At 76.7% G+C, this 13,085-nt stretch carries 7 protein-coding genes; all 7 read left to right on the top strand.

Annotated elements, in window-relative coordinates; genetic code table 11:
* The first annotated feature begins 62 nt into the window (after positions 1-62).
* Entirely contained in the window at positions 63-2,132 is a 2,070-nt protein-coding gene (locus FB457_RS19390) for a BTAD domain-containing putative transcriptional regulator (protein ID WP_145782657.1), read from the top strand.
* Between the two features lie 5 nt (positions 2,133-2,137).
* Positions 2,138-4,318, top strand: a complete 2,181-nt coding sequence (locus FB457_RS19385; RefSeq protein WP_145782567.1) for a TOMM precursor leader peptide-binding protein — start codon at positions 2,138-2,140, stop codon at positions 4,316-4,318.
* Positions 4,305-6,359, top strand: a complete 2,055-nt coding sequence (locus FB457_RS19380) for a TOMM precursor leader peptide-binding protein (protein ID WP_145782565.1) — start codon at positions 4,305-4,307, stop codon at positions 6,357-6,359. Before FB457_RS19385 ends, FB457_RS19380 begins: the two co-directional genes overlap by 14 nt.
* Positions 6,360-6,423: 64 nt before the next feature.
* Positions 6,424-8,052: a nitroreductase family protein gene (locus tag FB457_RS19375; protein WP_047017306.1), complete on the top strand. Its 1,629-nt coding sequence runs from the start codon at positions 6,424-6,426 to the stop codon at positions 8,050-8,052.
* A 10-nt stretch (positions 8,053-8,062) separates the two neighbouring features.
* Positions 8,063-10,852, top strand: a complete 2,790-nt coding sequence (locus tag FB457_RS19370; protein ID WP_145782563.1) for a lantibiotic dehydratase — start codon at positions 8,063-8,065, stop codon at positions 10,850-10,852.
* The gene (locus tag FB457_RS19365) at positions 10,849-11,937 is read left to right on the top strand and encodes a lantibiotic dehydratase C-terminal domain-containing protein (protein WP_145782561.1); all 1,089 of its coding nucleotides are present in this window, start codon (positions 10,849-10,851) and stop codon (positions 11,935-11,937) included. The genes FB457_RS19370 and FB457_RS19365 overlap by 4 nt, the downstream gene beginning before the upstream one ends.
* Complete coding sequence (locus FB457_RS19360; RefSeq protein ID WP_047017309.1) at positions 11,934-13,043, top strand: metalloprotease; 1,110 nt, start codon at positions 11,934-11,936, stop codon at positions 13,041-13,043. The genes FB457_RS19365 and FB457_RS19360 overlap by 4 nt, the downstream gene beginning before the upstream one ends.
* Positions 13,044-13,085: the final 42 nt, after the last annotated feature.

The following is a 13,085-nucleotide window of genomic DNA, read 5'->3' as shown; positions in this document are numbered from 1 at the left end:
ACGCCCTCGCCCGCACCCCCGTCGCACGGCTGTGCCGGCCCCCGGGGGCGCCGGTGAGCGCGGTGCGGTTCCAACTGCTCGGGCCGCTGAGCATCACCGACGGCGGCGAGACCGTCGTCCTGCACCCCTCCAAGCCGGCCAACCTGCTCGCCGCCCTGCTGCTCAACGCGGGCTCCATCGTCTCCGTCGACTACCTCCAGCGCATGGTCTGGGGCGACGAGCAGCCCGCCACCGCGCGGGCCGCGCTGCAGACCTGCGTGCTGCGGCTGCGGCGGCTCTTCACCAGGCACGAGGTGGTCGACACCCCCATCGAGGCGGTGCCCGGCGGCTACCGGATCACCGCGGGCGGGCGCTCCCTCGACCTCGTCGAGTTCCGCGAGCGGGTACGCCGCACGCAGAAGCCGGGCCTCTCCGCGGAGGCGGCGATGGGGGCGCTGCAGGGGGCGCTGGCGCTGTGGCAGACCGGGGTGCTGGCCAACGTGCGGTCGGAGGCCATCCACCGCGACGAGGTGCCGCGGCTGCTGGAGGAGCGGCTGCGGGTCGTGGAGCGGCTGTGCGACCTGCGGCTGGAGCTGGGGCTGTGCGGGCAGGCGCTCGTGGACCTGTGGAGCGTCACCCGCGCGCATCCCGACCACGGCCGGTTCCGGGAGCAGTTGATCGAGGCGCTGTACCGGACCGGGCGGCAGACGGAGGCGCTTGCGGAGTACCGCAGCTTCAAGGCGTACCTCGCGGACGGCCTCGGCGTCGGTCCTTCGGCCGCGCTCCAGCGGCTGGAGCTGTCGATCCTGCGCGGCGAGGACCTGGGCCCGGCGAGCGAACCGCCCGCGCTGGCGGGGCTCCCGGCCGGGACGCCGGCCGCGCCCGCGCCGGTCGCAGAACCGCCGGGGCTGCCGCCGGTGCCGTGGTTCACCGGGCGGGCGGAGGCGGTGGCGACGCTGCGGCGGCGGCTGACCGCGGCGCCGGAAGGCGCGGGTACGCCGGTGGCGGAACTCGTCTGCGGCGGGCCCGGGATCGGCAAGACCGCCCTCGCCCAGCAGGTGGCGCACCTCGTACGCGACGACTTCCCCGGCGGCCGGACGCTGGTCCCCATGGCGGCGCCCGACGGCTCGCCGCGCGCCGCCGCGGAGGTCGTCGGCGAACTCGCCGCGCGGCTGGGCACGCCGGACGCCGGCTCGGGACCGCGGGCGCTGCTGATCCTGGACGACGTCGTCGACGCGGCGCAGGCCCGCGACGTGCTGACCGCGGTACCCGGGCACGGGGTGCTGCTCACCAGCCGGCTGGGGCTCGCCGGGCTGGTCGCCACCCACGGCGTACGGGTCCACCGGCTCGGCCCGCTGGACGGGGCGGAGGCGCGGGAGTTGCTGACGGCGGTGCTGGGCGCGGAGCGGGTGGCCGACGAGCCGAGCGGCGCGGAGGAACTGGCCGCGGTGTGCGGCCACCACCCGCTGGCGCTGGTCATCGCCGCCGCCCGGCTCGGCACCCGGCCGGCGCTGCGGCTCGGCGACTGCGCCCGCTGGCTGGCAGACGACCCGCTGGGCCGGCTGTCGCTCAGCGGCCACCCGCGGATGTCGGTGGTGGAGTTGTTCGACGCGGCCCTGGCCCGGCTCGACCCCGACCTCGCGGCGGCGTACGTCGCGCTCGGCGCGCTCGGCGGACCCGGCTGGCACGCGGCGGACGGCGCGGCGGTGCTGGGGCTGCCGGTGGCGGAGTGCGAGGCGGTGCTCGAACGGCTCGCGGACGCGGGGCTGGTGGAGGACGGCCCGCCGGGTCCGTACCACCCGCATCCGCTGCTGCGGCTGCACGCGCGGCTGGTGGCGGGGCAGGCCGGCGAAGGCGAGGCGCGGGGCCCGGCCGGTACGCCGGGGGGTGCCGGAGCGCCCGGCCAGGCCGGTACGGCGGGTCGGCCCGCTCCGCCGGGCCGGACCGGTCAGTCCAGCCACCCCGCTCAGTCCGGTCCGTCCGGCCAGTCCGGCCCGCAAACGGGCCAGGGCGGCCGGCCGGGCCACGTCCCTCCGCCCGGCCCGGCAGGCCGGGCCGGGCAGCCCGGCCCGGCCGGCTTCGCCAACTCGCCCAGCCAGCCCAGTCGGTCGACCCAGTCGAACCGGACCAGTCAGCCGAGACAGAAGGTGTGAGAGGGATGCCACGAGCGTTCGACGACCTCGCCGCGATGCGGCCCAGGCTGCGCCGGGACGTGCTGTTCACCCAGACCCCCGGAGGCGTGCTGTTCCACAACGCCGACGGCGGCTTCCACCTGACCGGACGCACGGCGTACCGCTTCGCCTCCCTGATCGTGCCGCACCTCGACGGCAGCCGCCCGCTCACCGACATCTGCGCCGGACTCGGCGCGCCCCAGCGGGCGATGGTCGCGGAACTCGTCGGCTCGCTGGTGGAGCGGGACTTCGCCCGCGACGCCGCGCCGGCCGCCGAACCGGGTCCGCCGGCCGCGGTCGCGGAGCGGTTCGCGGCGCAGATCGCGTACGTGGACCACTACGTGGACGAGGCCGCGGCCCGCTTCGCCCGCTTCCGCGGCACCCGGGTGGCGGTTCTCGGCACGGGCGAGGCGGCGCGCTGGTGCGTGCTGGGGCTGATCCGCAACGGGCTCGCCGCGGTCGCCGCCGAGGAGCGGCCGGAGGCGGCGCTCGCCGAGGCCGACGAGCTGACCGCCGCGGGCGCCCCGGCCGCGCTCGACGCCGTCGACGCCGGCGCGCTCGGCTCGTACCAGGTGCTCGTCGTGACCGGCGCCGACGCACCCGCCCGCACCCACGAGCTGCTGCGGGCCGGTCTCGCCGAAGGCCAGCTCCTCATCCCCGCCTGGACGTTCGGCGACCGCGTCGTCGTCGGCCCCCGCTCCGGCGGGCTGACCGCCGGCTGCCTCGGCTGCGCCCTGCTGCGCCTCGGCGACACCACGGACCCCGCGGCCGCGGCGGCGCTCCTCGCGGAGCTGGCGGGGGTCGCCGAGCCGGCCGCGGTGCCGGCGGGCGGTGCGCTGACCGGGCCGGTCGCGGCGATGGTCGGCAACCTGCTCGCGTACGAGGTCTTCCGTACCGCCACCGGCGCGCTGCCCGCGGAGACCGAGGGCCAGGTGCTCATCCAGGACCTCGACTCCCTCGACGTCGTCGCCGAGCCGCTCCGCCCGCACCCGCGCTGCCCGCGGTGCGCGGAACCGGCTTCGGGGCCCGGCGCGGACGGCGGCTCGGAACTGCGGCCCGAGGAGCTGACGGTCGCGGAGCCGGTGACGGTGGAGACGGCCCGCGACGCGGAGGAACTGGTCGCCGGGCTCAACCGGCTCGGTGACGCGCTCATCCGGCCGCACGTCGGCGTCTTCACCCGCTACCGTGACGAGGAGCTGACGCAGACCCCGCTGAAGGTCAGCCGCATCGAGGTGCCGCTGGCCGGCGGCACGCGGCTGGTCTCGGCCTTCGACGTGCACCATCTGGCGGGCGCCCGCGGCCGCGGGCTGCGCGCGGCGGCGGCGCTCTACGCCGAGTACGCCGCGCCCGTACGGCCGCTGCCGGAACTCCCGGCGAGGCTGCGGCGGCTGGAGCCCGGGGCGCTGGTGGCCTCCGGCGGCACGGGGGTCACGGCGGACGGGGTGACGGCGTGGGCGCGGGTCACCTCGCTGCTGACGAAGGACGAAGTCGCCGTGCCCGCGGCGGCGTTGAGCCCCTCGGGGGCGGCGAACCGGGACGGCCTGGTGTTGCGCGGTTCGTGGGGAACAGGTGCGGGGGAGTGCGCGGGCGAGGCGGCGGGGCACGCCCTGCTGTCGGCGCTGGCGCACGAGGCGTTGCTGCGCGCGGCTCGGGGTGGTCACGGGGCTACCCCGGTCCGCGCGCAGCCAACGTCGGATGACCCGGAGTGGGTGTTCCTGGCCCGCTCGGCGGAGACGCTGGGCGTGCCGGTGGAGCTGCTGGACCTGGGGGAGCCGGAGCGCAGCGGGGTGTCGGTGGCGCTGGCCCGGGAGCCCGGGGTGGGCGCGCGCTGGGCGGTGGGGGCGTCGTTCACCCCCGCGGGGGCGGCGGTCGCGGCGCTGCGTGACCTGCTGGGGCAGGTGCAGGTGGCGGCGGAGACGGGCGCGGCGCCGGACACGGGCGACGAGTTGCTGCCGGACCTGGCGCCGGGGGCGATACAGCCGTCCGGCGGGGACGGCGGGGACGGCGGGGACGGCGGCCCGGTGACGTTCCCGGCGGTCCTGGACCGCCTCCGCGCGGCGGGCCGCGACGTGCTGTGGCGGGACACCACCCCGGCCGACCTGCGCTCGGCCGGCCTGTACACCGCCCGGGTGCTGCTGACCACGGAGCTCGCCGGTGCCGACGACTGACGCGTGGACCGCCGGGTGCGAGGCACTGGCCGCGGACCTGGGCGACCGTTTGTCGGCGCTGCTTGCCGCGCCTCCGGGGGTGGACGTGGCCCCGCTGGGCCTGACGAACGCCTTCGCGGAGCCGGTGGCCGGCCGGGGTGGTGCCGGTGGCGGTGAGCCGCCGGGCCGTAGGGCCGCGGCGTCCGCGGACGCGGTGCCCGTACGGATCTACGGGCGGCACGCCGTCGTCGGGCCGCTCGCGACGTCCGGGCGGCGCGGGTGCGTGCGGTGTCTGGAGCGGCGGTGGCAGGCCGCGCGGTCGCGGCAACTGCGCGAGGCCGTCGAACTCGGGGGTGACACCGGGGCCGCCGGGGTGCCCCCGCACTGGGGACCGTTCGCCGCCGAGGCGCTCGCCGGTGTCGTGGCCGAGGCCGTCTCCGCGGCCCGCCGTGAGACCACCGCCCGCCGTGAGACCGGTGACCGCCGTGAGGACACCGCCGCTCGCGATGCCTCCGCCCCCCGCGCAGCCGGCGGTCTCCCCACCGCCGAACCCCGCCCCGCCCCCTTCCCCCACGTCCACCAGCTCGACCTCGGCGACCTCACCGTCCGCCGCTACCCCCTCGTCCCCGACCCCGAGTGCCCCCGCTGCGGCCCCAGCGAGCGCGACTCCGCCGACGCCGCCGTCCTCGACCTCGCGCCGTCCCCCAAGTACCGCCCCGGCGCCTTCCGTACCCGCGCGCTCGCGGACTACGACCTGCCCATCGCCGCGTTCGCCAACCCCGTCTGCGGCGCCCTCGGGCCCACCGTCGTGCTCGACGTGTCGTCCACCTCCACCTCCGCCACCATCGGCTGCTTCTCGCTCCGCTCCGGCGACTACCTCCGCGAGACCTTCTGGGGCGGCCACGCCGACACCTTCCGCGACAGCCTGCGCATCGGCGTCCTGGAGGGCCTGGAGCGCTACGCCGGCATGCGCCCGCGCGCCCGCGCGACCACCGTGCGGGCCAGTCTCGACCAGCTCACCGCCGCCGGGCGGCCCGCCCTCGACCCCAGCCGCTGCGGGCTCTACGCCCCCGAGTTCCACGCCGCGACGGGCATTGCCCCGTTCACGGCAGACCGCGAAATCTCCTGGGTCTGGGGCCACTCCCTCACCGGGGACCGCCCCCTGCTCGTACCCGAGGTGCTGACGTACTACCACACCCCCGGGCTCGCCGACCGGTTCGTGCAGGAGAGCTCCAACGGCTGCGCCTCCGGCGGCTCCGCGGCCGAGGCCGTCTACTACGGGCTCATGGAGGTCGTCGAGCGCGACGCCTTCCTCCTCGCCTGGTACGGGCAGCAGCCCCTGACCGAGCTGGACCCCGCCTCCGCCACCCGCCCCGCCACCCGGCAGATGGTCGCGCGGCTGGAGATGTACGGCTACCGCGCCCGGTTCTTCGACGCCGCGCTCACCTTCCCCATCCCCGTCGTCACCGGCGTCGCCGAGCGCTACGACGGCGGTCCCGGACGGATGTGCTTCGGCGCCGGCGCCGGGCTCGACCCCGAGGCGGCGCTCGCCTCCGCGCTGGACGAGATCGCCACCGACGCCGTCAACCTCGCGGGCCGTACGGAGCGCGAGGAGGTCAGGCTGAAGGCGATGGCCGCCGACTTCGGCCGGGTCGCCGCCCTCCACGACCACCCGCTCGTCTACGGGCTGCCGGAGATGGCCCGGCACGCCGACTTCCTCCTCGGGGCCGACCGCCCGCCCGTGCCGCTGCACGAGCGCTACGGCACCCGCACCCTGCCCGTCTCCGACGACCTCGCCGACGACGCCGCCGCGTGCGTGGCGGCGGTCGCGGAGGCCGGGTTCGAGGTGATCGTCGTCGACCAGACCCTGCCCGAGCAGCGGGAGCGGGGGCTGTGGACGGTAAGCGTGCTCGTACCGGGGCTGCTGCCCATCGACTTCGGCTGGTCCCGGCAGCGGGCGCTGCGCATGCCCCGGCTGCGCACCGGGCTGCGCGAGGCCGGCCTCCGCGACCACGACCTCGCCGACGCCGAGCTGAACCCCGCACCGCACCCGTTCCCCTGACCGGCCCGAGAACCCCGAGAACCCCGCGAACCGCCGAAGCCACCACCCGGAGAAGGAGCAGACGATGGGATACGCCCACGGATACGCGACCGCGATCATGCATCGCGGCCGGGTGCCGATGGAGCCGGTGGACTTCGTGCCCGACTGGGCGGACGGTCCCCGCAAGACCAAGCACTACCCCGGTACGGACCGGCTGCCGTTGCCCGCCGGGCCCGCCTACCCCGCGTACGCCACCGTCGAGCGCGGGCTGCTGACCCCCGCGGGCGGCGGGGGGCCGGCGTTCGACCTCGGGCTGCTCGCCGGGCTGCTGCGGGACTCGTACGGGCTGGTGGGACGGCGCCTCGGCGTGCAGGCCAACACGGACCTGGGCGCCCTGCCGTTCTACCCGCTCGCCAACTGGTCCCGCGGCACCGCCTCCGGCGGCGGGCTGTATCCCGTCTCCGTCTACTGGGTCAGCGGCCCCTCCGCGCCCGTACCGCCCGGCGTGCACCACTACTCGCCCCGCCACCACGCGCTGCGCCGGCTGCTCACCGGCGACGTCAGCGGCGTGGTGCGCGAGGCGCTGGGGGAGGGGGCGCCGGGTCCCGAGACGGACCAGTTCCTGGTGCTGGGCGTGAAGTACTGGCAGAACTCCTTCAAGTACAACAGCTTCTCCTTCCACGCCGTGAGCATGGACGTGGGCGCGCTGCTGGGCACCTGGCGGACGTGGGCGGGCGCGCGGGGGACGGCGCTGGAGCCCGCGCTCTGGTTCGACGAGGAGCGGCTGGCGCGGTTGCTCGGGGTCGCGGGCGACGAGGAGGGGATCTTCGCCGTCGTACCGCTGCCCTGGGCGGGGTACGGGGCCGCCGCGCGGCCCGGGGACGGCGCCCCCGCCGCGCCGCTGCCCGCGCCGCCACCGGAGGTCTCCGTCCGCCACCGCGACCGCGAACGCTCCCGTACCGTCCTCGACTTCGAGGCCCTCACCGCCATGCAGCGCGCCACCGCCGCCGACGCCACCGCCCGCCCCGCCCCGGGCGCGCTCGCCGCCGCGGCCGCCGCGCCCGTGGCCGGGCGGCCCGAGACGCCGCTGCCGCGGCGGGCGCCGCTGGCCCGGGACGTACGCGGGGCGCTGCGCGCGCGGCGCAGCAGCTTCGGCCGGTTCGCGGCCGAACGGCCGCTGGACGGCGCCCATCTGACGTCCTGCCTGGCCGCAGCCGCGGGCGGCGCCCGGCTCGGCGGGGACGCGGCGGCGGCGGGCGCGGACGGTCTCGTCACGATGTACGCGCTGGTCAACCACGTGGCCGGGGTGGAGCCCGGCACGTACGCGTACGTGCCGGACGGCGACCCCGGCGCGCTGCGGTGCGTCTCGGCGGAGCCGCCCGGCGCGTTCCTCCAGGAGAACTACTTCCTCGCCAACTACAACCTGGAGCAGGCCGCCGCCGTCCTCGTGCCCACGGTCCGCACGCACAGCGTGCTGGACGCGGTGGGCGACCGCGGCTATCGCCTGGTCAACGCGCTGATCGGCGGCGTCGCCCAGGCCACGTACACCGCCGCGGCGGCGCTGGACGTCGGCTGCGGGGTGGCGCTGGGCTTCGACAACATCGCGTACCGCGAGCGGTTCGAGCTGCTGGAGACGGACGAGATGCCGCTGCTGATCATGATGCTGGGCCACGAGCGGCGCGGCGCGGCCGACTTCCGCTTCGAGATCGCCTGAGGGGGCGGGAATGGCAACGACGACGGCTCCGGCCGACAGCGCGGTGCGCACCGCGCCCTCCCTCGGCCCGCGGTTCCTCGCCCGCATCGCCGGGCTGCCGGCCGATACCGTACGGGCCCTGAGGTCGCCCGCCGTACGGGACTGGGCGGACGGCGTGCTCGCCGCCGAGGCCCGGCTCGCGAAGAGCGCCGGGCCGCTGGGCGACCGGCTGCACGACCTCGTCGCCGGACGGGACGACGAGCAGGTGCGGCGCGACCTGCTGCGGCTGCGCCGGGAGGTGTTCAACGGGCGGCGCCCCGCCGACCCCGCGGCCGTGCTCGCGCTCGTCGGCGGGCTGGCGCCGCAGGTCGCCGAGGTGCTGCGGGGCTGGCTGGAGCTGCGGGCCCGGCTGGACGACGACCTGGCGGCGGGCGAGGAGCTGTTCACGGGCGAACTGCTGCGTACGCGAGGCGCGTTGCGCGCCGTGCTCGGCGAGGACCGGCTGCGCGGCGGCGTGCTGCTGGCCTCGCCCCTGCTCGACGCCCAGCTCGACGCCTTCGCCGCCTCCGACCCGGCGCGCGCGGACAAGCGGACGCGGAAGGTGGAGCGTTCGCTGCTCGCCTACCTCTACCGCACGGCGTGCAAGACGAGCCCGTTCGCCGCCTTCACGTCGGTCGCGCTGGGCCGCCTCACGGACTCCGCCCCGGCCGGGGGCGCGCCCCTGCGCATCACCGGCCCCTACACCCCCCGCAGCCACCCGCGCCTCAACGTCCTCGCCGTCGGCCGCCTCGCCGACGCCGTGCTCGCCGACCCCCGCCGCCGCGCCGACCTCCCCGTCGCGCCCGCGCCCGGCTGGGGCCGCGACGAGGACCGCGTGCGCTACGTGCGCCGGTGGGTGACCGCGGGGGACGACGACACCGCCGTCACCTTCGACACCGTGAAGGACCAGCTCTTCTTCCTGCGCCGCAGCGGTGTGCTGGAGCGCATGCTCGGGCTGCTGGAGAAGCGGGAGACCGTCCGCTACGGCGAGCTGGCCGACTGGCTCGGCGCCGACCTGGACGCCGACCGCGAGGCCGTCGACACGTACCTCGCCGCGCTCCTCGACGTGGGCATGGTCCGCGTGCCGTGCCTCGACCTGCGCGCCCACGACACCGACCCCCTCGGCGCCTTCCAGCGCGCGCTGCGCGGGCTGGAGCGGCCCTGGGCCGACGACGTCGCGGCGGCGCTGGAGGGGCCGGCGGAGCTGCTGGCCAGGTATCCCGCCGCCGGTCCCGCCGAACGGCGCGAGCTGCTGGGCGAGTTGCGGCGGCGGCTGGCGGACGTGCAGCGGGAGCTGGGCGTGGCGCGGCCCCGGGTGCCGCGCACGGTGCTGTACGAGGACACGACGGCGCCGGAGGTGACGGCCCCCGGCACCGGGCGGGCGGCCGGCGAGGGACGGCCCGGCACCGCACAGGCCGCCGGGCTCGTGGACGCCCTCGCCGGGCCGCTCGCCGCCGTGGAGCGGGTGCTGCCCGCGTTCGACCTGACGCTGCCGCAGCGGCTGACGCTGCGCGGGTTCTTCCTCGCCCGCTACGGCACCGGCGGGCGCTGCACCGACCTGCTGAAGCTCATCCACGACTTCCACGAGGACTTCTTCGACCAGTACCTGTCGTTCACCTCGCGCCGCACCCCGTTCGACGCGCAGGGGGCGTACGTACCGGAGGAGAACTGGCTCGGCCTGCCGCAGCTCCGCGCGGTCGACGCCGCACGGCGCGCGTTCCACGCCGGGGTACGGGCCCGCTGGGCGGAGCACCCCCGCGGCGGCGCCGAACTCGTCCTCGGCACCGGCCTCTTCGACTCCGTCGCCGCCGAACTGGCCGCGCTCCCCGCGGAGCCGGCGCTCCACAGCCACCACGTCCAGCTCGCCGGGTCCGAGCCGCTGGTGGTGCTCAACCGCTCGTACGGCGGGCTGCACTTCCCGTTCAGCCGCTTCACCCACTGCTTCGACGGCGCCGACGGCGCCCTCTCCGCCGAACTCCGCACCCGGGCCCGCGCGCTCCAGCCCGAGGGCGCCGTCTTCGCCGAGGTCACCGGCGGCCCCGTGACCAGCAACCTCAACCTGCACGGCCGGCTCACCGACTACGAGATCGTCTGCCCAGGCGAGACCAGCACCGTGCCCGAGCGGTACCGCATCGCGCTGGACGACCTCAGCCTGGAGCACGACCCCGCGACCGACCGGCTGGTGCTGCGCTCGGCGCGGCTGGGCCGCGAGGTGGTGCCGGTCTACCTCGGCTACCTCGTCCCGCTGGCGCTGCCCGAGATTCCCCGCACCCTGCTCCTGCTCTCGCCGACGTCCATGTCCCCGGTCGACGTGTGGGCCGGAGTCCCCGAGGGCGAGCCCGACGACGGCGTCACCCACCGCCCGCGCGTACGCCACGGCCGCCTCGTCCTCGCCCGCCGCTCCTGGCGCGCCCCGGCGACCGCGCTCCCGCCGCGCGCCGCCGGTACGGGGGACGCCGGGTGGCTGCTGGCCTGGCACCGCTGGCGGCGCGGGCACGGGCTGCCCGCCCGGGTCTACGCCATGGTCAAGGACGACGCGGCGCGCGGCGCGACCGGCGCCAAGCCGCAGTACGTCGACTTCGACAGCCCGCTCTCTCTGCTGGCCTTCGAGGGCCTGCTGCGCAGCGACGCCGCGCGCGTGACGTTCCGCGAGGCGCTGCCCGACGAGGACGGCCCGTACCTGACGACAGAACACGGCGGCCACGTCGTGGAGCTGGCCGTGGAGACGGCCCCCGCGCCGCCCGGCACCGGCATCGGCACCGCAGAAGGGGAGACCCCGTGACCGACCAGCCCGCGCCCGAAGCGCCCCAAGCGCCCGCCGCCGGGACCACACCTCCCGGCGAGTGGCAGGCACTCCACGTCTACTACGCCGCCAACCCCGTCCCCCTGCTCCTCCAATGCGTCCGTCCGCTCGTCCGCGAGCTGTACGACGACGGCCTTCTCGACGGCTGGTTCTTCCTGAACTACTGGCTGGAAGGCCCCCACGTCCGCCTCCGCCTCCGCCCCTCCTCCCCGGGGCGGGAGGCGGAGGTACGGGCGCGCGCGGAACGTGCCGTCGACGCCTTCCTCGCCGACCGCCCCGCGCTCTACCAGGTCGACTCCGGCTTCCTCAACGAGTTCTACAACCAGCTCTTCGACATCGAGTTCCGCCCCGAGGACCGCGTCGCCTACACCGACGCCGACGGCCGCATGAACCTGCGGCCCAACAACTCCCGCGCCTGGCTGCCGTACGAGCCCGAGTACGGCAAGTACGGCGGCCCGGCCGGCGTCGCGCTCGCCGAGTGGCACTTCGCCCGCTCCAGCGAGCTGGTCTGCGACGCGCTGCGCGGCAAGAACCTGCATCTGCGCACCGTGCTGCTCGGCACCTCCGCGCAGCTCATGCTCATCATGTCGACCGCGTTCCTGCCCGAGGACGACCGCCTCGCGGACTTCCTCGACCGCTACTACACCTTCTGGCACCGCGCGTTCCCCGACACCGGCTTCATCGGCAGCGCCGAGTACGAGCGCAAGGCCGACGAGGTCGCCCCCGGCCTCCTCACCTGGCACGGCCGCATCCGCGCCGCCGCCGCGGGCGAGGGCACGCTGCCCGGGCTGCTGGACCGCTGGGCCGGGCACTGCCACGAGCTGCGCGCACGGGTGGTGGAGCTGGCCGGCCGGGGCGAGCTGGTCTTCCGGTCCTGGGACGGCACCCAGGACGAACCCGTCGACGACCCCGACGAGGCGCTGGAGCGGCTGCTGTCCCCGTACATGCACATGACCAACAACCGGCTGCACGTGACGATCCAGGACGAGGCGTACCTCTCCCACGTCCTGGCCCGGGCCCTGCACGCGCGCGCCGCCGCGCCGGCCACCGGGGGCGCGCGGTGAGCAGCACCCGGGAGTCGCTCGCCGCCCACCAGCCGAGGCTGCGGCCCGAGGTGCTGGTCAGCGACGCGCTGCTGCACGGGCCGCGTACCGTGCACCTGGTCAAGGACACCGCGACCGGGCAGTCCTTCGAGGTCGGGCCGCGCGAGCGGTTCCTGATGGTACGGATGGACGGCTCCCGTACGGTCGCGGAGCTGGGCGGCGAGTACGCCGCCGCCTTCGGCAAGCGGCTCGGCGACGCCCACTGGAGCCGGCTCTTCCAGCTCCTCGGCGGCCGCGGCCTTCTCGACGGCGCCCCCCGCCCCGAGCGCCGGGACGAGCCGGCGCCGGAGAAGTCCCGGGGGCCGCTCGCCGGCAGCGTACGGCTCGTCGCCGACGCCCACGCCACCGCGGGGCGGCTCCACCGCGCCACCGGCTTCCTCCTCGGCCGCGTCTGGGGCACCCTGCTGCTCGCGGCGCTCGGGGCGATGCTGCTGGTGCTCGCCCTGCATGCCGGCGAACTGGTCGACGGCGCCGCCGCCGTCTTCACCGAGCCCGTGCTGCTCATGGCCGTCGCCACCGCGCTCTGGCTCTCCACCGCGGTGCACGAACTCGCACACGGCGTCGCCGCCCGGCACTACGGCGGCCGGGTCGGGGAGATCGGGCTGCGCTGGCGGCTGCCCGTGGTGATCATGTACTGCACCGTCGACGACTACATGTACCTCGCGGGCCGCCGCGCCCGCATCGTCGTCGCGGGCGCCGGGGCCGTGGCCAACCTGCTGTTCCTGCTGCCGTTCTGGTGCTGGTGGCTGCTCGCGCCCGGGGGATCGACCCGCGACGGGCTCGCGGGCCTGCTCTTCCTCGGCGTGCTCCAGGCCGCGGCGATGCTGGTGCCGCTCCCGCCGCTCGACGGCTACACCATCGCCGGGCAGCTCCTGCGCGGGCTGCGGCTCGCCGAGTCCAGCCGTACGTACCTCTCCCTGGCCCTGCGCCGCTCCCCGGACGCCGCCGCGTACCCGCGCCGCGCCCGCGCCGTCTACGCCGGCTACGCGGCCGGGACGGTGCTGACGGTCGCGGCGCTGGCCGCGGTGCTGGTGCTGCTCGTACGCGCCGTGGTGCTGGCGGCGTAGCCCGATGACCCCCCGACCCCGCGCGGAACCTCAGAAGGAGAA

The sequence above is a fragment of the Streptomyces sp. CNZ287 genome (assembly GCF_007827615.1).
This window is presented reverse-complemented; position numbering and strand designations above follow the sequence as displayed.